Below are 22,446 nucleotides of genomic sequence, written 5' to 3' on the forward strand. Positions count from 1 at the left end.
CTGACGTCCCAGGCACTCACGCTGTATACTCTCGCGCTATACATTTTCACCTTTGTTGCCAGCTGTGAGCCGACTCTCCATGGAAAAGACCTACCAACCCGAACAGATCGAAACCCGCTGGTACGAACGCTGGGAGGCCGATAACCGTTTTGCACCCTCCGGCCAGGGCGTGCCATTTTCGATCATGATTCCACCGCCCAACGTAACCGGCAGCTTGCACATGGGCCATGCGTTCCAGGACACCATCATGGATACCCTGACGCGCTGGAAACGCATGCAGGGCAACAACACCCTGTGGCAGGTAGGCACCGACCACGCCGGTATCGCCACGCAAATGCTGGTAGAGCGTAAAATCGCCGCGGAAGAGGGTAAAACCCGCCACGATCTGGGCCGTGACGCCTTTATCGATAAAGTGTGGGATTGGAAGCACGAATCCGGCGGGCATATTACCCGCCAACTGCGTCGCATGGGCGCCAGCGTCGACTGGTCGCGCGAGCGCTTCACCATGGACGACGGCTTCTACAAAGCGGTGCAAGAAGTGTTCGTGCGTCTGCACGAAGAAAAGCTGATTTACCGTGGCAAGCGATTGGTCAACTGGGACCCAACGCTGCACACCGCCATTTCTGATCTGGAAGTCGAAAACAAAGAGCAGCAAGGCAGCTTCTGGCACTTCCGCTACCCGCTGGCGGACGGTGTTAAAACGGCCGACGGTAAAGACTACGTGGTCGTGGCCACCACGCGCCCGGAAACCCTATTGGGCGATACCGGCGTGGCGGTCAACCCCGAAGACGGTCGCTACGCCTCGTTGGTCGGCAAGTTTATCGAACTGCCGTTGGTGGGTCGTCGCATTCCTGTTGTGGCCGATGAGCACGCCGATATGGAGAAAGGCTCGGGCTGTGTGAAAATCACCCCTGCGCACGACTTCAACGACTACGAGGTGGGCAAGCGCCAGAACCACCTGCTGATCAACGTCTTTTCTAAAGACGCCACCATCCTTGAAAGCGCCGAGATTTTCGATCTTAAAGGGCAGCCACAGCCCGATGAAGACGCCACGCTACCGGCCAAGTACGCAGGCCTTGACCGCTTTGAAGCACGCAAGCAGATCGTGGCCGACATGGATGCCCTAGGCCTGCTGCAACAGGTAGAAGCCGTTAACAATACCCTGCCCTATGGCGACCGCTCCGGTGATGTGATCGAGCCGCTACTCACCGATCAGTGGTTTGTGGCCGTGGAATCACTCGCCAAGCCTGCCATCGAAGCGGTGGAAAATGGCGACATCCAGTTCGTGCCTAAAAACTACGAAAACATGTACTTTGCCTGGATGCGCGACCTGCAGGACTGGTGTATCTCACGCCAGCTGTGGTGGGGTCACCGCATTCCCGCCTGGTACGACGCCGAAGGCAATGTGTACGTTGCCCGCAGCGAAGCAGAGGCGCGCGAGAAGCACGCCCTTGAACCCGATGTCGTGCTGACACAGGACGAAGACGTACTCGACACCTGGTTTAGTTCGGGCCTGTGGACGTTTGGTACCTTAGGCTGGCCGGAAAAAACGCCGGAGCTTGAGACCTTTCACCCCTCCAGCGTGCTGGTCACCGGTTTTGATATCATCTTCTTCTGGGTGGCCCGGATGATCATGATGACCCTGAAGTTCACCAAGCAGGTGCCGTTTAAGACGGTTTACGTGCACGGCTTGGTGCGCGATGGCCAGGGCCAGAAGATGTCTAAATCCAAGGGCAACGTGCTCGACCCTATCGACTTGATCGATGGGATTACGCTGGACGCGCTACTCGACAAGCGCACCGGCAACATGATGCAGCCCAAACAGGCCAAGGCGATTGCCAAAGCCACTAAGGATGAGTTCAAGGACGGCATCGAAGCCCACGGCACCGACGCCCTGCGCTTTACGTTCCTCTCCCAGGCCACCACCGGGCGAGATATCAAGTTTGATATGAACCGTCTGGATGGCTATCGCAACTTCTGCAATAAGCTGTGGAACGCCTCACGCTACGTGCTGATGAATGCCGAAGGCGAAGATTGCGGCACTAACGGCGACGAGGTTGAGCTTTCCTTGGCCGACCGTTGGATCATCTCGCAGCTACAGAAAACCGAAGCCCAGGTCACCAAGGCGCTGGATGAGTACCGCTTTGACCACGCCTCCCAAGCGCTGTATGAATTCATCTGGAACGAGTACTGCGACTGGTATTTGGAACTCTCCAAGCCCGTGCTGTGGGACGAAAATGCCACGCCGGAGGCAAAGCGAGGAACGCGGCGCACACTGGTGAGAGTGCTGGAGGTCATCCTGCGGCTTGCTCACCCGATGATGCCGTATATTACCGAAGAGATCTGGCAGCGCGTCTCGCCACTCGCCGGGGTATTTATGGGTGACGGCGCGTCGATCATGCTGCAGGCTTGGCCAGAAGCCGATGAGAGTAAAATCGATGAACAGGCCAGCCTGGACATTGAGTGGCTCAAAGGCGTCATCATTGCCGTGCGCAACATCCGCGCCGAGATGAACATTGCCCCCGGCAAGCCCCTCGATGTGCTGTTGACCAAGGGTAAGCCCGAAGATGCCGAGCGCCTGGAGAGCAACCGCCGCTTCCTTTCCAAGCTCGCTAAACTGGAAAGTGTCACGTGGCTCGACAACCCTGACGATGCCCCCCTTTCAGCGACGCAGTTGGTGGGCGATATGGAAGTGCTGGTGCCGATGGCGGATTTGATCGACAAAGACGCCGAAATGGCCCGCCTTGGCAAAGAGATCGAAAAGCAGGACAAGCTCATCGGCGGCATTGAGAAGAAACTCGGCAACGACGGCTTTATCGCCAAGGCGCCGGTCGCCGTGGTCGAAAAAGAGCGCGGCAAGCTCGCCGAGTTCCAAGCCACCAAGCAGTTACTACAAGAGCAGCGCGCGAAAATCGAGGCATTGTAGGCGCGGTTAATTAAGCTCGCTGAAACAGAAACGGCACCGCTAAGGGGCCGTTTCTGTTTGGTCCTCGCTGTTCGCTTAGCCAGGACAACTCGAAGCCTAACTAAGCTAACGAGATGCTCCCCCATCTTAAATCCACCTGAACCACTTTTTCTTATGAAAGGTGTAAGGTCGGTAGCACCACGACCACTAAGTGGCATCGCTGATTCAGCAACGACATGGAAAGCTCTATGCCAACACCGACTGAGGCGCGATTAGAAGCGCTGAGGACTGAACTTGAGCAGGCCGGGATTGCGCACCGCGGTCTTGTCCCAATGGCGGATACCGGCCTGGCGCATGACCATGTCTGGGTGCATCGCCACGATGGCCATGACTGGGTAGCGCGGCTACCCAAACAGAGCCAGATGAATCTGTCCCCGACTGAAAACCTTGCCTACCAGGCGGCCTGCTACCGCCGCTCAAGCCCAGGCGGGCATACGCCAATCCTGCATGACACCCTGCCGCCGAGCGAAGCACTGCCGCGGGGCGGATTACTGGTCGAGGCGATCCGTGGTCGCCAAGCCAACCTACCGCAAGACCTCGCCGCTATCGCAGATGCCCTGGCCAGCCTACACCGCCAACCGTTGCCCGCTAGCGAGGCGAAAGCCCCGCTGCTTGCGCCTGAAAACCCATGGCAGGCGATGGTTGAAGAGGTGCGCCAGCAGGCAAACTGGCTAGCCGACGCTCAACTGGCACGCAAAGTCACCCAGCGTATCAAGCAGGAGCTGGATCTGCTCCCGCCGCGCTTGAGCGATGAGACACCGACGCTGATCAGTTTTGATACCCACCCTGGCAATTTTTTGATCCACGAAGACGGCCGCGCGGTCTTGGTGGACTTGGAGAAATGCCGCTACGGTCTGCCGGGTATCGACCTTGCCCACACGTCGCTCTACACCTCGACCACCTGGGATCTTAGCAGTCAGGCCGTGCTAAGCCTTGATGAGGTGATTGGTTTTTACCGTCGCTGGCAAGCGGCGACGGAGACGTCGCCCGATGTCGACACGCTGGTCGCCTGCCGTCGAGCGACCTGGCTGTGGTCGTTGACGTGGTGTGCCAAGTGGCGCGCCCAGCATTTGAATGCTAAAGATGCACAGCAGCGCGGTGAAGACTGGTCGGCGGAACTCACCGACCCCGCGGTCATCGACCACGTGCGTGACCGCGTGGAGCACTACCTTTCGCTGCCGATCATTGACCATGTACACGGCGAGCTGCAGTGCTTGCAAGCCTCCCTATAACGTTTTTATTTTCTCTTCGATGAGGTACGCGATGCCAACTCACTATCTCCGTGCGGGCAAGCCCCTGACTGCTGCGTTTACCGCCACTCTGCTAGCCGTTGCGCTACCGGCCGTGGCTAACCCTGACCCAGCCGACTGGCAAGGTGTCGTGGCAGAAGCCGAAGGCCAAACCGTTTACTGGAATGCCTGGGGCGGCGATACGCGCACCAACCGTTATATCGAGTGGGTAGCGCAACAAATGCAGGCGCAGTATGGCATTGAGATGGAACACGTGAAGCTGGACGACACCGGCAGCGCGGTGGCAAGGGTGTTGGCCGAAAAGCAGGCGGGCAACGACGACGATGGCAGCATCGATCTGATCTGGATCAACGGTGAAAACTTTGCCGCAATGCGTGAAAGCGACCTGCTGTTCGGCCCCTTCGCCGAAGCGCTGCCCAACTTCGCCCTAACCAACGCCGCGGACAATCCCGAGGTCGTCACCGACTTTACCCTGCCCACCGAAGGCTACGAATCGCCGTGGGGCAAGGCGCAGATCACTTTCTATTACGACAGCGCCCAAACCGAGTCGCCACCCCAAAACATGCCGGCGCTGCTCGCCTGGGCTCGAGCCAATCCCGGCCAGTTCAGCTATCCACGTATTCCTGACTTCACCGGCAGCACCTTTCTGAAGCAGGCGCTGATCGAATTGACCGAGCAGGATGAGGCGCTTTATCAGCCGGTGGCAGAGAGCGATTTCGAGGCGGTCACCGCGCCACTGTGGTCATACCTGGACGCGTTACATCCACACCTGTGGCGCAGCGGGCGCTCCTTCCCCGATTCTGGCCCCAACCTACGCACGCTGATGAGCGACGGCGAGCTGAGTCTGGGGTTCTCGTTCTACCCCACCGATGCTGCCGTGGCGGTCATGGAGTATGAGCTACCCGACAGCGTGCGCAGCTACGTGTTGGAAGAGGGCACGCTGGGTAACGTTCACTTTGTGGCAATCCCCTATAACTCCCCCCATAAAGCCGGCGCCATGGTGCTCGCCGAATTTTTGCTTTCGCCAACGGCCCAGGCCGAAAAGCAGTCGCTGGCCATGTGGGGCGACCGTAGCGTGCTGGATATCGATCAGCTCGATGCCGCTGATCAAGCCCGCTTTCAACAGGGCGAACGCCACCCGTCAGAGCTACCGGCGGACGCGCTCTCGAACACCTTACCCGAGCCCCACCCCAGTTGGATGACCACCCTGCAAGACGCTTGGCTTGAGCGCTACGGCGTCAACTAGCGCATGTTGCGACTGGCCCCGGCGTTTATCATCGCCTTGCTGGTACTTCCCGTTGGGGCGGGGTTACTCATGGTGCTGCTGCCAGCATTCGGCTACCTGCCAGCGCTTGGCAGCTACAGCCTTAGCCTAGCGCCCTGGCAAATGCTGTTTTCTCAACCGGGGCTTGGCCGTTCTGTCGCCGTCAGCTTTACCAGTGGTCTGGTCAGCACGGCGATGGCGTTGATGATCGTGGTGCTGTTTCTGGCGGCCAGCCAGGGCACTTGGTTGGACCGCGCTATTCGGCGGCTGGTGTCACCGCTGCTGGCCATCCCCCATGCCGCCGTTGCGTTTGGTTTTGCCTTCTTGATCGCCCCTTCGGGCCTCATGGCCCGGCTGTTTTCCCCTGCGTTCACGGGCTGGGAGCGCCCGCCGGATGTATTGATCATCAACGATCCCTGGGGGCTCTCCTTAATGGCGGGGCTGGTATTGAAAGAAGTGCCGTTTCTACTGCTGATGAGCCTGGCGGCGCTACCGCAACTGGCCCCGGAAAAGCGTCTGATGCTGGCGCGGTCGCTGGGCTATGCGCCCACCATTGCTTGGTTAAAAACCGTGCTGCCTTCGCTCTACCCGCTGATTCGCCTGCCGGTTTATGCGGTGATCGCTTATGCAACCTCGGTGGTCGACATGGCGATGATTCTCGGTCCCACACTGCCCCCTACGCTGAGCGTGTCGATTTTAAGCTGGTTTAACGACCCAGATATCAACCACCGCTTTATGGCCTCGGCGGCCGCAGTGCTGCAACTGGGTGTGACGCTGGCGGCACTGTTATGCTGGTGGCTGCTGGAACAGCTGACGCGCAACCTAAGGGCCAACTGGCTCACCAATGGCCACCGCCACCAGGGCGACGCTTTCCTGCGTACCGTGGGCCGCTGGTCGCTGCTGGTGTCGACGGGTACTGCGCTGGCCGCCCTGGTCGGGCTGGGGCTGTTTTCAGTGGCCGGTTTTTGGCGCTTCCCTGATCTACTGCCGCAAATGTTTACCCTTGACCATTGGCAGCGAAGTGGCGCCATGCTGATCACGCCGCTGGTCAATACCGCCCTGATTGGGCTTATCGCGACAAGCCTTGCCACAGCACTCGTGCTGGCAACACTGGAAAACGAACACCGCCAACATCTAAAGCCCAAGCGCGCCCTGTGGCTGCTTTATTTACCGCTGCTAGTGCCGCAGATCGCCTTTCTATTTGGCCTGGTAGTAGCCGCGGAAAGCCTGAATATTCGCCCCCAGCTCGGGCTGGTGATCGCCGGCCACCTGCTGTTCGTGCTGCCCTATGTTTACCTGTCGCTTTCCGAGGCGTACCGGCGCCTGGATCCACGCTGGCTACAGGTGGCACGCTCATTGGGTGTTTCGCGTAGCGCTGCTTTTTGGCGGGTTCGTTTACCGTTACTGCTCGCACCGGTGTTAACCGCCTTTGCGGTGGGCTTGGCAATCAGTATTGGCCAGTACTTGCCTACCCAGCTGCTGGGTGCCGGGCGTGTGACCACCGTCACCACCGAGGCGGTGGCACTGGCGTCGGGCAGTAACCGACGTTTGATTGGCGTGTGGGCGCTTGTGCAAGCGGGCCTGCCGCTGATTGGCTTTATGCTTGCCTTGGCGCTTCCCCGCTTTTTGGGCGTTGGGCGCCGTGAACTTTCGACGTAAAGGGATGACCGTGACTGCTACGCCTAACGCATCGCTACGCCTTGAGCAGGTTTCCATCGCCCTCGCAGGTCGCGAACTGTTGGCGGTGGATGCCACCATTGCCCCCGGCGAAGTGCTAACGGTGATGGGTCCCTCGGGCTCGGGGAAGTCCACTTTACTGGCGTATATTGCAGGTTTTCTTGACCGCACATTTACTGCCAGTGGCGGAGTGTGGCTGGGTGAACGTGACCTATTAAACCGCCCCGCGGAGGCGCGCGGCATCGGGCTACTGTTTCAGGACCCGCTTTTATTTCCTCACTTGAGTGTGGCGGGCAATTTGCGTTTTGGGCTACCGCGGCAAAGTAAGGATAAGCATCAACAAGTCACGCAAGCCCTTGAACAGATAGGGCTAGCGGGTTTTGAAGGGCGCGACCCGACCACGCTTTCCGGTGGCCAAAAGGCGCGAGTAGCCCTGATGCGCCTGCTGCTTTCTAAGCCCCAGGCGGTGCTGCTGGATGAACCGTTTTCAAAACTGGATACCGCACTTCGCGAGGAGATGCGCTCGCTAGTGTTTAGCCGATTGCGTGATGCCGGCCTACCTGCGCTGCTGGTCACCCACGACCATGCTGATGCGGACGCGGCGGGAGGGCCTGTCATTGCGCTCGGCTGAACGCGCGCCGCGCCTGAGCATCGTCATCCCGGTGCTCAATGAAGCGCCTACGCTGGCAACCCATTTAATGGCGCTACAAACGCTGCGTGCCCAGGGGGTCGAAGTGATCGTGGTGGATGGCGGGAGTGGCGATGACAGCGTGCGTAGTGCGAAACCGCTGGCGGACCGTGTGCTCAGCAGCCCTCCCGGCCGAGGCGTGCAGATGAACTTAGGGGCTCAGCATGCCAGCGCCCCGGCCCTGCTGTTTCTACACGCGGATACCCACTTGCCGACAGGCGCCGTCGAACAGTTGCTCCACGCGCTTAACACCCACGCCTGGGGACGTTTCGATATCCTGCTCGCCGGACACAGCCGCTGGCTCCCAGTGGTCAGTAAAATGATCAACCAGCGCTCCCGACTCACCGGCATCGCGACCGGCGATCAAGGCATTTTTGTGCGTGCCAGCACGTTCCAGGCAATCGGTGGTTTTCCCGAACAGCCGTTAATGGAGGATATTGAACTCACCAAACGGCTCAAACGGGTATCGCCACCCGCCTGCCTGACAGCGAAAGTGATAAGCTCGGGGAGGCGCTGGGATCAGTTCGGTGCCTGGAAAACGATCCGCCTAATGTGGCGGCTGCGCTATCGCTACTGGCGCGGCGTCAGCGCCACCCAACTTGCCAAGGAGTATCGTGATGCCCGCTGAAACGCTGGCCAACCGACTGGCGCTGCCGCAGCTCCACCTGCTGGCCAAGGCCCCGCTAGCCGGGCAGGCGAAAACGCGCTTGGCCCCTTTACTGGGCAATCAAGGCGCCGCTAATGCCCACGCGGAACTGCTGCGCCACTGCGTCGCAAATGCTTGTCAGGCGCTACCGGCCGAAAACGTCACGCTATGGACAGCACTTGACCATGCGCACCCCTTATTCATCGAGCTTCACGAGCAGTTTGGCTTGACGTTAAAGCGCCAGCCCGATGGCGACTTAGGCGCACGTATACGTCACGCATTGAACCATACGCCTGAGCCCGCCATGGTGATGGGCAGCGACTGCCCGAGCATTACTAGCGCACTCATCACCGCTTGCGCGCAGCAACTCACCCGTTATGAAGTGGTCATTCTACCCGCTGAGGATGGTGGCTACGGGTTGATCGGCGCCCAGCGCGACTATCCGGGCCTTTTTGAAAGCATTCCCTGGGGGAGCCATCAAGTGCTAAGCGCAACCCGCCAGCGTATCGAAGCGCTTAGCCTTCGCGCCGCTTACCCGGCCACCATTTGGGATATAGACCGGCCCGAAGATTGGCAGCGCTGGAAAGGGGTAGCCGCTGCGCTGTAAGGAAACAGCGCGACTGCCCACTGAGTTAGCAACGTTCACTCTGTTTACCCCCTGCCGCCGGAGCTTACCGTGACCCGACAACGTTTACTGATCGCAGCGCTACTGGTCATTGCCATTGGTGTGTTCTTTATCACTGGTGCCCATCAGTGGTTCACGCTGGACACCCTCAAGGCTTACCAAAGCGACTTCCAAGCCGCCTTCGAGCAGCACCCATGGCGAGTCGCGGGTATCTTTTTTGCCGTTTACGTAGCGATGACCGCCCTTTCCTTGCCGGGCGCCACGCTGTTAACGCTACTAGGCGGTGCACTTTTCGGCCTTGGCTGGGGGTTGCTGATCATTTCGTTTGCCAGCGCCATGGGCGCGACCTTGGCCTTTTTGCTCTCGCGGTTTCTCTTTCGTCAACCTATCGAAAAGCGCTTTCCACGCCAGCTTGAAGCGGTGAATCGTGGCGTGGAGCGCGAGGGCGCCTTCTACCTATTCATGCTGCGTTTGGTACCGGTGTTCCCGTTTTTCATGATCAATCTGGTAATGGGGCTCACGCGGATCAACACCGTTACCTACTACTGGGTGAGCCAACTGGCCATGCTGCCCGGCACGGCGGTTTACGTGAACGCGGGCGGGCAGCTGGGGGAGCTGGAAAGTCTCGGAGGGATCGTGTCACCGGTGCTGTTAGCCTCGTTTGCCCTGCTGGCGGTGTTTCCCTGGATTGCCCGGCGCATCGTGCTGCTGGTGCAAAAGCGCAAGGCCTACAAAGGCTTTACCCGACCCCACCGCTTTGACTACGACATTGTGGTCATCGGTGGCGGTTCGGCGGGGCTGGTCACGAGCTACATTGCGAGTGCGGTGAACGCCAAAGTAGCGTTGGTGGAAAAGCACAAAATGGGCGGCGACTGTTTGAATACTGGCTGCGTGCCTTCCAAGGCGTTAATCCGCGCTGCTCGCGCCGCCCATGAGATTCGTACCGCCCATCGGTTCGGGGTCACCGCCAGCGAGCCAGCGGTCGACTTCGCCAAAGTAATGGGCCATGTGCACCAAGCGATTAGTGATATCGAACCCCACGATAGCGTAGAGCGCTATAACGGCCTAGGCGTTGAAGTGTACCAAGAGCACGCCAAGTTGATCTCGCCCTGGGAAGTGCAGTTGGGCGATAAAACGCTCACTACCCGTCATATCGTACTCGCCACCGGTGCACGCCCCCGGGTGCCGTCGCTGCCAGGCATAGAGAGCGCTCCCGTTCTAACCTCCGAGAATCTCTGGGCGCTTACTGAGCTACCCAAACGTTTAGTGGTGTTAGGCGGTGGAGCCATCGGCTGTGAGCTGAGCCAGAGCTTTGCCCGCTTGGGCAGCCAGGTGATCCTAGTGGAAGGCGCTTCCCAGTTGCTGGGCCGCGAGGATCAAGAGGTTGGTGAGCTAGTCGAAAGCACCCTGGTGAGCGAAGGCGTAACGGTAATGACCCATGCCAAGGCGCTGGAAGTGCTCAACGACGATGGCGGCTATCAGCTCGTGGTGGAACATCACGGCAAGCGACAGCTGCTAGCCTTTGACTACCTGCTGGTGAGTACCGGTCGCCAAGCCAATCTGGAGGGCCTGGGGCTGGAGGCACTGGGTATCACAACCACAAACGTGGGAACACTTGAAATTAACGAGCGCCTGCAAACCCGTCTACCCAATATCTGGGCCTGCGGTGATGTCGCCGGACCTTATCAACTCACCCACGCGGCGGCCCACCAAGCGTGGCACGCAGCGGTCAATGCGCTGTTTGGCGAACTGAAAAGCTTCGCAGTGGATTACCGCTTTATGCCTGCAGTCACCTATGTGCAGCCGGAAGTAGCACGAGTGGGGATGAACGAAAAAGAGGCTAAGGCTAAAGGCATTGCCTATGAAGTGACCCGCTACGCCATGAGCGAAAGCGACCGCGCTATTGCCGAAGGCGCCACTGAGGGCTTTATCAAAGTGCTTACCCTGCCCGGCAAGGATAAAATCTTGGGTGCGACAATCGTTGCCGAAAACGCTGGCGAATGGCTGGGCGAATTTACCATCGCCATGAAACACGGACTGGGACTCAATAAACTGCTAGGCACCATCCACCCCTATCCCACGCTTGGCGAAGCTGCCAAAGCCACGGCGGGCGTATGGAAAAACGCCCACAAGCCTGAAAGAGTACTGGCGCTCTTAAAGCGTTACTTCCACTGGCGCCGAGGTGAATAAATCATTGGTTTTAAAATAATCAGGCCCGATAAAACTACTGGGAAGACGCTTACTTCGGTGAGTACCCATCCAAGCATCAGTTGTTTCATCACTTGCAGCCGTTAAATCGACATAACGCTACGGACGAAATCGTTGAACTCCGCGGCAGTTTCAGACTCGCTGAGCTACTGGATGCCGCAGGGAGCCTCTATGATGGTGGAGTTGGCAGATGATTTGGCCCTAGCCATTACGGCCCAAGCAGTCGTACACCTCAATCACCAGCTCACCAAAACCAATCAACGCCTTGAAGGGCTTGCCCATACCGATCTTTTGACCAAATGCTGGAACCGCTACTATACGGAGTTGGTCATTGAGGATTTGAGCCACTCAACCCTCAGCTTTGCTATGCTGATGGTTGATATCGATGATTTTAAACGTATCAACAACACCTATGGGCATGCAGTGGGCGATGCTATCTTGCGTGATATTGCCCACTTGATGCAGCAAACCCTAATACCCGATGACCACCTTGGCCGCTGGGAAGGGGAGGAGTTTATCGTTGTTGCCAAAGGGCTTCACGAGGGCGCTAGCCTTAAACTTGCCAACCGGCTTTGCCTAAGCGTAGAGCAGCATATCTTTTCCATCGACGAGCCAGTGACCATCAGTGTCGGACTGACGCTTGTCCAGCCCGGCGACCAGCCCCGCGATTTATTTGAACGCGCAGACCAAGGCATGACGTTGGCCAAGGTGGCGGGTAAAAACCAAGTCGTTATTTGCTAATCTCTGGCAGCGTGTTTTTCATAGGCAATACCCATGCAGCAGCTATTACTCATCGGTGCGGGCCATGCCCACGCTTTTGTTCTCGAAGCCTTTGCCAAACGACCCGATCCGAACATCGCGATTACCGTTGTTAGCGACGCTCCCTTCGCGGCGTACTCCGGTAGCGTGCCGGCGTGGCTATCCGGGGAATGCACGCTGCGTGAAACTCAAATGGATATCGACGCGCTGTGCCAGCGTGTGGGCGCTCAGTTTATCGCCTCTCCGGCCGTGGCGCTCAATACCACCAAGCGCCAAGTAACGCTGGCGGATGGCAGCGTTCTCCCGTTTGACGTGGCATCTCTCAACGTGGGCTCGACCCTCCAACTGCCCCAAGCGCTTAACACGGAAAACAATAATGAAGCGCTGCCCACGCTGCTGGCCATGCGCCCGCTTAGTTCCCTGCACCAACGCTGGCAGGCGTTAAAAGAAGAGGTTGCCAAGCTCCCTCAAGGTACGCAGCAGAACGTCGTTAGCGTGGGCGGCGGTGCAGCGGGCTGCGAAACCCTGATGAGCGTATTGGCACAGCTACGCCGCCAGCGCCCGGATATTGACTGGCAAGGCGCGTTGATTAGCGCCTCCAAAACGCTGCTGCCGGGCGCTGGTAGGTTGCCCCGCTGGTTAATGGCGCGGGCACTGAGGCGTACAGGTATTAGCGTACACGCTGGTGTACGGGGCCACGCCTTGGTAGCGGGCGGGGTAAGTAATGACGTAGACGAGCGGATTAAGGCCGACATCGTGCTCTGGGCGACCGGCGCGGTGGGCCAGAAATGGTTAAAAAATACGCTCCTGCCGCTGAACGAGAAGGGTTTTATCCGTGTTAACGTATCGCTGGAAGTCAGCGGCCAATCGGGGATTTTTGCCGCCGGCGACTGCGCGGCGTTTACACCACCGCTGCCCAGTGCAGGCGTTTATGCGGTGCGCATGGGACCTTTACTGGCAGACAACCTGCGTGCCGCTTGCCACCAAAAGACATTGACGCCTTGGCAGCCACCCCGCCGCGTGCTGGCACTGATTGGTACCGGTGACGGCCATGCTATCGCCAGCCGCGGGGCTATCGGCTTTGCCGGCAAGTGGGTATGGCTATGGAAAAAGCGGATCGATGCGCGCTTTATCGCCCGCTTCAACCCGCCCATTAAAGACTAAATGGCTGGATTAATTGCCTTCGCGCCAGCCGCCTAACACCCGACTATCTGGCCCAAAAAAGACCAAGCGGTCATGGTCGATCAAGTAGCGGTAAGCGGTTTCCATCATATCCGTGACGCGCTTGGCATCGCCCATTTGCGGACATGCCATACGCGTAGTGGCCAACTCGCTAAACGCAATGCGCTGATTCTCACCCAGCGTTACCTTGCCCGTCAGGCGGTTACAGCCGTCATGACCGCTAACGCTTCCATCACGTGATATCTGGAAAAATGGTGTTTCCGGCATCGACAGCCGCTCATCGGTGCCCACCAACAACAGGTTCCAGCGCTGCTCGACAATGGCGCCCGAAAGCGAGGAACCACTTGGCCCTTGCGGCGATGTGCTTGGCCCTGGCGCACTGCTACAGGCGCTTAAAAGGAGCACGATGGAGGCGAGCAGTGGCAATAAACGCCAGCTTTTCTTGGTCATGGTGAATCGTCCTTGTTTGATAGCCTTTCTGGAATAGTTACCAGCTACCGGTATTTTCCATTGACGCCCAGGGCTCTTGCGGCTCGAGCGCGTCGCCTTTTTGCAGCAGCTCGACCGAGATGCCATCGGGCGATTTTACAAACGCCATATGACCATCGCGAGGCGGCCGATTAATGATTACGCCGTTGTCCTGAAGGTGCTGGCAAAGGGCGTAAATGTCGTCAACGCGATAGGCCAAGTGACCAAAGTTGCGCCCGCCAGTGTACTCATCTGGATCCCAATTATAGGTCAGCTCTAGCTCGGGCGCTGTCAGGCGCTCGGAGCGCGCTTCGTCTTCAGGGGCGGCTAAAAACACCAGCGTAAAGCGGCCTTTTTCGTTCTCTTTACGGCGGACTTCTTTAAGACCAAGCAAATCACAGTAAAAACGCAGCGAAGCATCTAGATCACTCACACGTGCCATTGTATGTAGGTATTGCATATCGACTCCTGAGAAAAAAGAGCGTAGCCACTCTTTACAAAAGCGTGACAGCGCGAATAAAACGCCGCAACGCTGTACAATTAAATCATAACGTTTATCTTAGCTGGGTTTACCCGTCGGAGAAACCTGTGGATTCAGTCACGCAAGCTGCGCTTGGCGCCGCCATTGGCGGTGCCGTGCTAGGTCGACGTTTGGGCCGGAAAGCCATTCTCGTTGGCGCTGTTCTGGGCACCTTACCGGACCTTGATGTGATATTGGATTACGGTGACGCCGTGGCCAATGTTACCGAGCATCGTGGCTTTAGCCATTCACTGTTTGTACTGACGGGCTTGGCTACTCTGCTGGCATTTTTGTGCCCTCGCTTCGCGCCCGTTCGGACGATTAGTTTAGCCCGCTGGTGGTGCTTTTTTTCGCTTATTCTGCTGACGCACCCGCTGCTCGATGCATTGACCACTTACGGTACTCAGCTATTGTGGCCACTCGATATAGCGCCTGCTGCGTGGCCGATCATTTTCATTATCGACCCGCTTTACACCCTTGCACTGCTCATCGCCCTGGGCGTCGGTTTGGTCTCTTTGCGGGTTAGAAGGGCCTGTACTTGGGGGCTTGCCATTAGCTGTACGTATCTTGCTTTAGCGGCGGGGGCGAAGTTAATGGTCGAACAGCGTATCACCCCGTTGCTGGCGGAGCAGGGGCTGCAAGAAGCGCCCCTGTTGATACAGCCAACCCCGTTTAATATCGTGCTGTGGCGCGCCACCGTGGTGGAGGGTGACCGCTATTATGAAAGTTTAATCAGTGTGTTTGATGGTGATAGCCCGCCCCGCCTGGAACCGCTCATTCGTAATGCAGCATTGGAAGCGCCCCTTTCAGCCAGCCAGCAAGGACAGCGTTTGGCATGGTTTGCCGGGCCTTTTCTGCGCTATGAAGCCCGTTGGCTGAACGGCAAAGAGACGCTCATTGCCACTGACATACGGCTCGGTTTTCCAGGCTTTCACCCGTTCAGCTTTACCCTGGCAACCTTAGAGGAGGAGCGCTGGGTACCGCTAGCAGTGAGCGAACAGGTAGAAAGCTCGCGCGGTATTCATATGACAACGCTCTCCCGGCTTGCCGCCCGCGCCGCGGGCAACACCTCGGCTCTCTGCGCCAGCGATTTCGTGGCACAGCAGTGGCGGGCCGAGCGTGTTATCTACCGCTGCTGAGCTACTATTATTAGATAAACCTAGGGGGCAATACCTTGGCCACAGCCACTATATTGCTCTCCACCGTAGGTTAGCGTGACCCTCGCAGGGAAAGGCTTGCCGCTCATGTCGTCAAAGCATGCGCCGGCTTCAATGCGAACGCGAAAGAAAGGTTCCACATCCGCGTTTTCGATAACCACTCTGCCTGCTTCGTTGTCCATCACACTGACCATATAGGGTTGTTGGACACTCTCTTGCCCATAGTTAAGTTCCATCGTCAGTGTGGGGGTATCGTTCGCCAAGGCAACCGACCAGCCGGGTTCGTTGCCCTGGCCACGGAACATTACGCCTGGATGATCCTTTCGGGTTGAGGCATCACGGCTATCAGCCAGCTCGCATTTGAGTTGACCGCGGGGCGTTTCGACCAATGCCTGCTCACCGCGATTCCAGAAGCTGATTTCGCCGTCTTGATAGCGGGCGCCGCTAGCCACCACCGCTTGAGGCAGCTGCCAGGCGCCATGCAGCGACCAAAGACGCAGCGTTTCACCGTCGACAGCGGTGATTAAATGCTGACGCGCTGGACTACAGTGCCACGCATCGAAGCGCTGCGCCGAGCCGGGAAAAAGTGCCGATGGTAAAAAAGGGGCTCGGTTATCCAGTGTGGCTTGGTTAGCTGTCGTCGTTTCAGCGGAAGGCGCCGCTGCACAGCCACCGATGACGACCATCATGCCTGCTGCGGCAATGGCGCCACTCCATGTTTTTAACCTATTCATACAACGCGCTCCCTTTGTGTCTGATGCTCTTGCTGTCTATAGTGTTTATCCGCGTTTGAACGCCTGCAGGTCATGGGTATCGATACGCTCCACCCGCGGGGGTAACCCTAGCGCTTCACGCTTGCTCTTAACCTGACTTTTTTCAGCTAGCCGCTCCGCGTCGTCGTCGGTGGTGCGGCCATTAAGCTCCGCCAACTGCGTCATGCCCTGATGATAGAAGGTGAGCAGATCCAGCGCCGTGCGGTTATTCTCTTCCACTGCTTTGCGCAGTGGGGAGAGGTAGCCGCTGACTTGCGACAAGTGATGCTTGAGTTGCCAGACATAGCGTACTTCGGTCATCCAGGGGCGCTCACGTAGCACGGCAAAGAGCGCGCTGGTCGCCAGCAAGCCGAGGAACACACCAAGGGCATTAAGCCAGAGGCTGCTGCCAAAGGTGGAAGTGAGGAGCATGGAGAACAGCAGGCCAAAAATAATCAGCTGCCCTGCCATGGCAAAGCTGATCATGCGGGCTTTACGCCGGTAGGTCTCGGGGTCGTGGTGTTCTAGGGTAAAAACCATGGCCAGCCTCATCATCAAAATAAGTTTCTTATGATACGGGGCTGGCCAGGGCAAACAAGTACTAGTGTTAGCGAGGCTTAACTCAAACGCTCCGCGGCGGTTTTAAGTAAGTGCTCGGTCGTCTCCCAGCCTACGCAGGCATCGGTCACCGACACACCGTAGCGCATAGCGCCTGGCTTGAGCGGCTGCTTGCCTTCAAATAGATGGCTTTCCAACATCAGCGCTACTAGGTTGGCATCACCCGCCTGACGCTGCGCCAACACATCCAGCATCACTTCACTCTGACGGCGATGATCCTTACGCGCGTTGGCGTGGCTGCAGTCCACCATCAGTCGCGGGTTTTGGCCTGCGTTACGCAGCGCAGTGGTCGCCGCTCTCACGTGCTTGGCCTGGTAGTTGGGCTCACCGTGCCCCCCGCGCAGCACCACATGGGTATGGGGATTGCCTTCGGACTGCTGGACGATCGGGAAGCCTTGAGGATCGACGGCGAAACGCTGGTGGGGGTGGACTGCGGCCTGCATGGCATCAATGGCCACTTGAATATCGCCACTGGTAGCATTTTTAAAGCCGACGGCAGCGCTAAGGTCGCTGGCCAGCTCGCGATGCAGCTGGGATTCGGTGGTGCGCGCGCCAATCGCGACCCAGCTCAGCAAGTCATCCAGGTAAGGTGCCAGCATCGGCTGTAACAGTTCGGTAGCCACCGGCAGACCACGCGCGGCCACGGCGTGCATTAGCTCCCTGGACAATGTCAAACCACGGGGCATATCGCCACTACCATCTAAGTCTGGGTCATAGGCCAGCCCCTTCCAGCCCACGGTGGTGCGTGGTTTTTCAATATAGACACGCATAACGGGTAATAGCTGCCCACTCACTTCTTCACTGAGTGCCGCCAAGCGGTCGGCGTACTCAAGCGCGGCGTCTGGGTCATGCACCGAGCAAGGGCCCACGACCACCAGCAAACGGTCATCGTACCCATTTAAAATTTGCTGGACGGCATGGCGCTGGCGCTCAATTTGCTCACTTAAAGCGCCATTTAGAGGTAGGTGCTGACGGAGTTCGGCAGGGGTGGGCAGCCTTTTGGCCGTGGTTTTAAAGGCGCTTCGCATAGCGACCTGGGCCGTGCTAGTGATCGGGTGATTGACAACAGTGCTGATGGGCGCATTCATAATTAACTCTCCGAAATCTTACATCGTTTGACTAAGTGACCACCCAGGCAAACGCGGTCGGAGGTGGCAGCTAGCACCGACCGCGCGTCGCTAAATCGCCAACCATAGCCATAGCCCACATAGCCAGTTGCGAAAGCGTTCGTCAGTGCACGATAAATCATGATGCTGCTCCTTGATGTAAAAACGATGAAAATTGACCAACCCCGTCAATAGCAGAGATCCAAAACGCCAAAAGCCCCGGCGGGGTTACCGACCGGGGCTTCTGTGCTTGCGGCAGGCAACCGAGTGGTGTGCCTGGTGGCGCGACGTTAGGCGTCGGCCAGGGGCACACCGTGGCTAAACCAATACCAATAAGAAGCCGCACGATTCATGACCACACGCACGCCACCAGCCATCTCTGGCTGTTGCTTAACGCTGTGTGTGGAGATGAATGACTGCATGGTTGCTTCCGTTAGTAATAAATAGCCTATTGGGCTACCGCAATGGCGTTGTGGTTTTATCCTGCCTGCAAGCGTTGTAAATGGCAACACTCAACCGCTAAAAGCTTGCAACCAACCAATCGTCGCCGGCAGTGCCGTTATGCTAACGAGCACAACCACGCCTAGGAAAATGGCGAGAAAACCCGAGTCGTCTTTAAAATCTTCGTCGTGATGGGCCATGTTAGCCTCCTTTTTATCAACGCTATATCAGTGAATTCAAAAATATGAGGTCATATTAAGTAGTTCGCGGGGCGTAGGCAAACACATCCGAGAACACGCGCTCAAGCGGCACACCCTTAGCGTCGAGCACATCCAGACAGGCGTAGACCATGCCTGGAGAGCCTGATAAATACACATCATGAGTATCTGGGGTAATCTCGGCAGCTTGCAACACTTGATCGATGCGCCCCAGATGATGATGGATGCTCTCTCCGGCGGCCAATGGCTCTTCCAGTGGCAGCTCGGTCACAGCATGAAACGCGACGTTGACGTGGGTTTGCGCCCACTGGCTGGCCAACTGCTCTAAATAGAGATCGCGGTGTTCGCGTGCGGCCCACCATAGCGAAATTTCACGCGTCGGCTGCTCATGAAGCACCGCTTCGATGATCGCTTTCATCTGGGAGAAACCTGTGCCCGCCGCTATCAACATCAGTGGCCGCTCGCTTTGACGGTCCAGTACGCACTCGCCTCCCGGCAGGCGCAACGTCAGTTGGTTGGCCACCTGCAGCAGCTCACGTAGCCGCGCGGAGTTATCTCGCTCCGGCCAGTGTTGGATATGCAATTCAATGATGCCATCGCCCCGTTCAGCGCTGGCGATGGAAAACGGCACCCACGTCGTATCGTCTAACTTCAGCTCTAAATACTGCCCCGGGGCATGCTGCATGGCTTCGGCGCGCCCGGCTAGCGTTACGCCAAACACATCGGGGTTTAAGTTTTCAACCTCGGTGACTTGGCAAGTCAACGTCCTTGCACTCATGAAAGCCTCTTTTAACAAATTCGGTCAGCGGTACAGCGCATTTAAAGGCGAGCGGGCGGCAGCTCAAGGCCAATGCCTAACGCTTCCCAGCGTTCATCCACCCGCGCTTTGACGGTTTCGTCCATCACGATGGGAGTACCCCACTCGCGATCGGTTTCGCCTGGCCATTTGTTGGTGGCATCAAGCCCCATTTTGGAGCCGAGCCCTGAGACCGGTGAGGCGAAATCGAGATAATCGATGGGTGTATTCTCAACCATCACGGTGTCGCGTGCGGGATCCATACGGGTAGTGATCGCCCAAATCACGTCTTCCCAGTTACGCGCGTCCACGTCATCATCCAGCACGATCACGAACTTGGTGTACATAAACTGGCGAAGGAAACTCCATACCCCCATCATTACGCGCTTGGCGTGGCCGGGATACTGCTTCTTCATGGTGACGACCGCCATGCGGTAGGAACAGCCTTCCGGCGGCAGGTAGAAGTCGACAATTTCGGGAAACTGTTTGCACAGAATGGGCACGAACACTTCGTTCAGGGCCACGCCGAGAATGGCCGGTTCGTCCGGCGGACGCCCGGTATAGGTCGAGTGGTAAATCGCATCACGGCGCATGGTCATTCGCGTGACGGTAAACACCGGGAAGTGGTCGACCTCATTGTAGTAACCGGTGTGATCACCAAAGGGGCCTTCCGCCGCCATGTCATCCGGATAGATAAAGCCTTCGAGGATAATCTCGCTCGACGCAGGCACATCAAGATCCGCATGGCCGCACTTTACAAGTTCCGTACGCGAACCACGCAGCAGGCCTGCAAAGGCATATTCTGAAAGCGAATCCGGCACGGGCGTAACCGCACCTAAAATGGTCGCAGGGTCGGCACCCAGCGCCACGGCCACCGGAAAAGGCTCGCCTGGGTGGGCTTTCTGGAACTCGAGAAAATCCAAGGCGCCGCCACGATGGGAAAGCCAGCGCATGATTAGACGGTTTTTGCCGATTTTCTGCTGTCGGTAAATCCCTAGATTTTGGCGCTTCTTGAGCGGCCCTTTGGTAATCACCAGTGGCCAGGTCACCAGAGGCCCTGCATCGCCCGGCCAGCAATGCTGAATCGGCAGCAGACCAAGATCGACCTCATCGTCTTCATACACCACCTCTTGTACCGGCGCATGCTTGACGTTTTTGGGCCCCATACTGAGCACTTGCTTGAAGATCGGCAGCTTGTCCCAAGCATCTTTCAAGCCCTTGGGCGGATCAGGCTCTTTAAGAAACGCCAATAGCTTACCCACTTCTCTTAGCGCCTCTACCGAATCCTGCCCCATCCCTAGCGCGACCCGTTTGGGGGTGCCAAATAAATTCCCCAACAGCGGCATGTCGTGGCCTTTGACGTTTTCAAACAGTAACGCCGGGCCACCGGCACGCAGCGTGCGGTCGCAAATTTCGGTGATTTCCAGGTAAGGATCGACTTCGACGTGGATACGTTTGAGTTCACCTTGGGCTTCAAGCGCCGCGATGAACTCACGCAAGTCTTTGTACTTCAAGGCACGCTCCCTGGCTGGCGAATACGCCGCTTTAGCGGCGCTCTTTTTGACTACAAGCTAGCGGCGCTTATTCCCTCAACAAGCTAGCGGCGCTCTTTCTAAGACCAGCTAGCGGCGCTTCATCGCTTCAAAGAACTCAAGATTGGTCTTGGTATCTTTCAGACGGTCAATCAGGAATTCCGTAGCGGCGGTATCTTCCATCGGGTTGAGCAGCTTACGCAGAATCCACATACGCTGCATTTCATCCTCAGAGGCCAGCAGGTCTTCGCGACGTGTGCCACTACGACGGATATTGATTGCTGGGAAGACGCGACGCTCGGCCAGTTTGCGGTCCAGGTGGGCTTCCATATTACCGGTACCCTTGAACTCTTCGAAGATGACTTCGTCCATCTTGGAGCCAGTATCTACCAGCGCCGTGGCGATAATCGTCAGGCTGCCGCCCTCTTCGATATTACGCGCCGCGCCAAAGAAACGTTTCGGCTTCTCAAGGGCGTGGGCATCGACACCACCGGTGAGCACTTTGCCAGAACTGGGTACCACAGTGTTGTAAGCACGCGCTAAGCGAGTAATCGAGTCGAGCAGGATGACCACGTCTTTCTTGTGTTCAACCAAACGCTTGGCTTTCTCGATGACCATTTCGGCCACTTGCACGTGACGCGCAGGCGGCTCATCGAAGGTCGACGCCACCACTTCACCACGCACGGTGCGTGACATTTCGGTCACTTCCTCAGGGCGTTCATCGATCAGCAGTACGATCAGATGGCACTCTGGGTTGTTGCGCGTGATGGAGGTAGCGATGTTCTGCAACATCAGCGTTTTACCCGCCTTGGGCGGCGATACCAGCAAACCACGTTGGCCTTTACCGATCGGCGCGGTTAGATCGATGATCCGCGCGGTTAGGTCTTCCGTGGAGCCGTTACCGATCTCCATACGCATACGATCGTCTGGGAACAGTGGCGTTAAGTTCTCAAACAGAATCTTGTGCTTGGCATTTTCCGGACGGTCAAAGTTGATTTGACTGACTTTCAGCAGGGCGAAATAGCGCTCACCCTCCTTCGGCGGACGGATTTTGCCGGAAATGGAGTCACCCTTACGCAGATTGAAACGGCGGATCTGTGAAGGCGATATGTAGATATCGTCGGGACCGGCGAGATAGGAGCTATCAGCGCTACGCAGGAAGCCAAAGCCATCCTGGAGAATTTCCAGCACACCGTCGCCATAGATATCCTCACCACTTTTGGCGTGTTTCTTGAGGATGGCGAAAATGATGTCCTGCTTGCGCGAACGGGCCAAGTTATCAATACCCATTTCACGGGCGATATCGAGGAGCTCGGGAACGGTTTTTTGCTTGAGTTCAGTGAGATTCATCGGTGTGTTAGAAAGTTGCTCATGGAAGCTGGGCGCCAGGCGCCGGGAGTAAGACAGGAGGCGTGAAAGTGACGCCGTGTGATGCGTTCAGACCCCGGTAAAGGCACGAGCTCGAAGATGAAAGGAACGGCGTTGGACTTAGCTAACAACGCTGCTGCTAGTTGTTATTAAGACTCAACTCGAGGGTGCTAACACTTGTCTACTCTGGTTACCACAGGAGAGTG

21 protein-coding genes are annotated in these 22,446 nt (G+C 57.6%); 11 read left to right on the plus strand and 10 right to left on the minus strand.

Annotated features, from left to right (window positions below):
• Positions 1-79: 79 nt before the first annotated feature.
• From ACUN8H_RS04530 to ACUN8H_RS04575, 10 genes are all read left to right on the plus strand, one after another.
• Positions 80-2,926 (plus strand): valine--tRNA ligase, encoded by a 2,847-nt coding sequence (locus tag ACUN8H_RS04530; protein WP_445530955.1) that lies wholly within the window; start codon positions 80-82, stop codon positions 2,924-2,926.
• A 227-nt stretch (positions 2,927-3,153) separates the two neighbouring features.
• Complete coding sequence (locus ACUN8H_RS04535) at positions 3,154-4,197, plus strand: phosphotransferase family protein (RefSeq protein ID WP_445530956.1); 1,044 nt, start codon at positions 3,154-3,156, stop codon at positions 4,195-4,197.
• A 31-nt stretch (positions 4,198-4,228) separates the two neighbouring features.
• On the plus strand, positions 4,229-5,461 hold the full coding sequence (locus ACUN8H_RS04540; protein WP_445530957.1) for an ABC transporter substrate-binding protein: 1,233 nt from the start codon (positions 4,229-4,231) through the stop codon (positions 5,459-5,461).
• 3 nt (positions 5,462-5,464) lie between these two features.
• Positions 5,465-7,138: an ABC transporter permease gene (locus tag ACUN8H_RS04545; RefSeq protein ID WP_445530958.1), complete on the plus strand. Its 1,674-nt coding sequence runs from the start codon at positions 5,465-5,467 to the stop codon at positions 7,136-7,138.
• Between the two features lie 4 nt (positions 7,139-7,142).
• The gene (locus ACUN8H_RS04550; RefSeq protein ID WP_445531080.1) at positions 7,143-7,787 is read left to right on the plus strand and encodes an ATP-binding cassette domain-containing protein; all 645 of its coding nucleotides are present in this window, start codon (positions 7,143-7,145) and stop codon (positions 7,785-7,787) included.
• Positions 7,774-8,472 (plus strand): TIGR04283 family arsenosugar biosynthesis glycosyltransferase, encoded by a 699-nt coding sequence (locus ACUN8H_RS04555; protein ID WP_445530959.1) that lies wholly within the window; start codon positions 7,774-7,776, stop codon positions 8,470-8,472. Before ACUN8H_RS04550 ends, ACUN8H_RS04555 begins: the two co-directional genes overlap by 14 nt.
• On the plus strand, positions 8,462-9,097 hold the full coding sequence (locus ACUN8H_RS04560; RefSeq protein WP_445530960.1) for a TIGR04282 family arsenosugar biosynthesis glycosyltransferase: 636 nt from the start codon (positions 8,462-8,464) through the stop codon (positions 9,095-9,097). Before ACUN8H_RS04555 ends, ACUN8H_RS04560 begins: the two co-directional genes overlap by 11 nt.
• A 69-nt stretch (positions 9,098-9,166) precedes the next feature.
• Positions 9,167-11,305, plus strand: coding sequence for an FAD-dependent oxidoreductase (locus ACUN8H_RS04565; RefSeq protein ID WP_445530961.1), 2,139 nt, complete (start codon positions 9,167-9,169; stop codon positions 11,303-11,305).
• Between the two features lie 189 nt (positions 11,306-11,494).
• A complete protein-coding gene (locus tag ACUN8H_RS04570; protein ID WP_445530962.1) occupies positions 11,495-12,064 on the plus strand; it encodes a GGDEF domain-containing protein in 570 nt (189 codons plus the stop codon).
• 33 nt (positions 12,065-12,097) lie between these two features.
• On the plus strand, positions 12,098-13,246 hold the full coding sequence (locus tag ACUN8H_RS04575) for an FAD-dependent oxidoreductase (protein ID WP_445530963.1): 1,149 nt from the start codon (positions 12,098-12,100) through the stop codon (positions 13,244-13,246).
• A 9-nt stretch (positions 13,247-13,255) separates the two neighbouring features.
• Here ACUN8H_RS04575 and ACUN8H_RS04580 read toward each other — a convergent pair whose 3' ends face one another.
• Positions 13,256-13,714, minus strand: coding sequence for an META domain-containing protein (locus ACUN8H_RS04580; protein ID WP_445530964.1), 459 nt, complete (start codon positions 13,712-13,714; stop codon positions 13,256-13,258).
• Positions 13,715-13,751: 37 nt separating this feature from the next.
• Entirely contained in the window at positions 13,752-14,192 is a 441-nt protein-coding gene (gene gloA / locus ACUN8H_RS04585) for a lactoylglutathione lyase (RefSeq protein WP_445530965.1), read from the minus strand.
• Between the two features lie 128 nt (positions 14,193-14,320).
• Between gloA and ACUN8H_RS04590 the strand changes: the two genes are divergently transcribed.
• On the plus strand, positions 14,321-15,391 hold the full coding sequence (locus ACUN8H_RS04590) for a metal-dependent hydrolase (RefSeq protein ID WP_445530966.1): 1,071 nt from the start codon (positions 14,321-14,323) through the stop codon (positions 15,389-15,391).
• Positions 15,392-15,411: 20 nt separating this feature from the next.
• Here the strand turns inward: ACUN8H_RS04590 and ACUN8H_RS04595 are convergent, their stop codons facing one another.
• The 8 genes from ACUN8H_RS04595 to rho form a co-directional block, all read right to left on the minus strand.
• Positions 15,412-16,143, minus strand: coding sequence for an MliC family protein (locus ACUN8H_RS04595; protein ID WP_445530967.1), 732 nt, complete (start codon positions 16,141-16,143; stop codon positions 15,412-15,414).
• Positions 16,144-16,188: 45 nt separating this feature from the next.
• Complete coding sequence (locus ACUN8H_RS04600; protein WP_445530968.1) at positions 16,189-16,701, minus strand: DUF3087 family protein; 513 nt, start codon at positions 16,699-16,701, stop codon at positions 16,189-16,191.
• Between the two features lie 77 nt (positions 16,702-16,778).
• Positions 16,779-17,867 (minus strand): 3-deoxy-7-phosphoheptulonate synthase, encoded by a 1,089-nt coding sequence (locus ACUN8H_RS04605; protein ID WP_445530969.1) that lies wholly within the window; start codon positions 17,865-17,867, stop codon positions 16,779-16,781.
• A 308-nt stretch (positions 17,868-18,175) separates the two neighbouring features.
• Positions 18,176-18,307: a hypothetical protein gene (locus ACUN8H_RS04610; protein WP_445530970.1), complete on the minus strand. Its 132-nt coding sequence runs from the start codon at positions 18,305-18,307 to the stop codon at positions 18,176-18,178.
• Positions 18,308-18,397: 90 nt separating this feature from the next.
• Positions 18,398-18,526 (minus strand): hypothetical protein, encoded by a 129-nt coding sequence (locus ACUN8H_RS04615; protein WP_445530971.1) that lies wholly within the window; start codon positions 18,524-18,526, stop codon positions 18,398-18,400.
• A gap of 55 nt (positions 18,527-18,581) precedes the next feature.
• Entirely contained in the window at positions 18,582-19,322 is a 741-nt protein-coding gene (locus ACUN8H_RS04620) for an FAD-binding oxidoreductase (protein WP_445530972.1), read from the minus strand.
• 41 nt (positions 19,323-19,363) lie between these two features.
• Positions 19,364-20,854: a 4-hydroxy-3-polyprenylbenzoate decarboxylase gene (gene ubiD, locus ACUN8H_RS04625; protein WP_445530973.1), complete on the minus strand. Its 1,491-nt coding sequence runs from the start codon at positions 20,852-20,854 to the stop codon at positions 19,364-19,366.
• Between the two features lie 108 nt (positions 20,855-20,962).
• Positions 20,963-22,222 carry a transcription termination factor Rho gene (rho, locus tag ACUN8H_RS04630; RefSeq protein ID WP_007111700.1) on the minus strand — a complete coding sequence of 420 codons (1,260 nt, stop codon included), beginning with the start codon at positions 22,220-22,222 and terminating at the stop codon, positions 20,963-20,965.
• Between the last annotated feature and the right edge of the window lie 224 nt (positions 22,223-22,446).

The sequence above is a fragment of the Vreelandella sp. V005 genome (assembly GCF_052645115.1).

Excerpts from the sequence above, each read along its gene's own strand:
- ACUN8H_RS04530 (WP_445530955.1), top strand. The coding sequence starts at position 80 with ATGGAAAAGACCTACCAACCCGAACAGATCGAAACCCGCTGGTACGAA.
- ACUN8H_RS04535 (WP_445530956.1), top strand. The coding sequence starts at position 3,154 with ATGCCAACACCGACTGAGGCGCGATTAGAAGCGCTGAGGACTGAACTT.
- ACUN8H_RS04540 (WP_445530957.1), top strand. The coding sequence starts at position 4,229 with ATGCCAACTCACTATCTCCGTGCGGGCAAGCCCCTGACTGCTGCGTTT.
- ACUN8H_RS04545 (WP_445530958.1), top strand. The coding sequence starts at position 5,465 with ATGTTGCGACTGGCCCCGGCGTTTATCATCGCCTTGCTGGTACTTCCC.
- ACUN8H_RS04550 (WP_445531080.1), top strand. The coding sequence starts at position 7,143 with ATGACCGTGACTGCTACGCCTAACGCATCGCTACGCCTTGAGCAGGTT.
- ACUN8H_RS04560 (WP_445530960.1), top strand. The coding sequence starts at position 8,462 with ATGCCCGCTGAAACGCTGGCCAACCGACTGGCGCTGCCGCAGCTCCAC.
- ACUN8H_RS04570 (WP_445530962.1), top strand. The coding sequence starts at position 11,495 with ATGATGGTGGAGTTGGCAGATGATTTGGCCCTAGCCATTACGGCCCAA.
- ACUN8H_RS04575 (WP_445530963.1), top strand. The coding sequence starts at position 12,098 with ATGCAGCAGCTATTACTCATCGGTGCGGGCCATGCCCACGCTTTTGTT.
- ACUN8H_RS04580 (WP_445530964.1), bottom strand. The coding sequence starts at position 13,714 with ATGACCAAGAAAAGCTGGCGTTTATTGCCACTGCTCGCCTCCATCGTG.
- gloA (WP_445530965.1), bottom strand. The coding sequence starts at position 14,192 with ATGCAATACCTACATACAATGGCACGTGTGAGTGATCTAGATGCTTCG.
- ACUN8H_RS04595 (WP_445530967.1), bottom strand. The coding sequence starts at position 16,143 with ATGAATAGGTTAAAAACATGGAGTGGCGCCATTGCCGCAGCAGGCATG.
- ACUN8H_RS04600 (WP_445530968.1), bottom strand. The coding sequence starts at position 16,701 with ATGGTTTTTACCCTAGAACACCACGACCCCGAGACCTACCGGCGTAAA.
- ACUN8H_RS04605 (WP_445530969.1), bottom strand. The coding sequence starts at position 17,867 with ATGAATGCGCCCATCAGCACTGTTGTCAATCACCCGATCACTAGCACG.
- ACUN8H_RS04610 (WP_445530970.1), bottom strand. The coding sequence starts at position 18,307 with ATGCAGTCATTCATCTCCACACACAGCGTTAAGCAACAGCCAGAGATG.
- ACUN8H_RS04615 (WP_445530971.1), bottom strand. The coding sequence starts at position 18,526 with ATGGCCCATCACGACGAAGATTTTAAAGACGACTCGGGTTTTCTCGCC.
- ACUN8H_RS04620 (WP_445530972.1), bottom strand. The coding sequence starts at position 19,322 with ATGAGTGCAAGGACGTTGACTTGCCAAGTCACCGAGGTTGAAAACTTA.
- rho (WP_007111700.1), bottom strand. The coding sequence starts at position 22,222 with ATGAATCTCACTGAACTCAAGCAAAAAACCGTTCCCGAGCTCCTCGAT.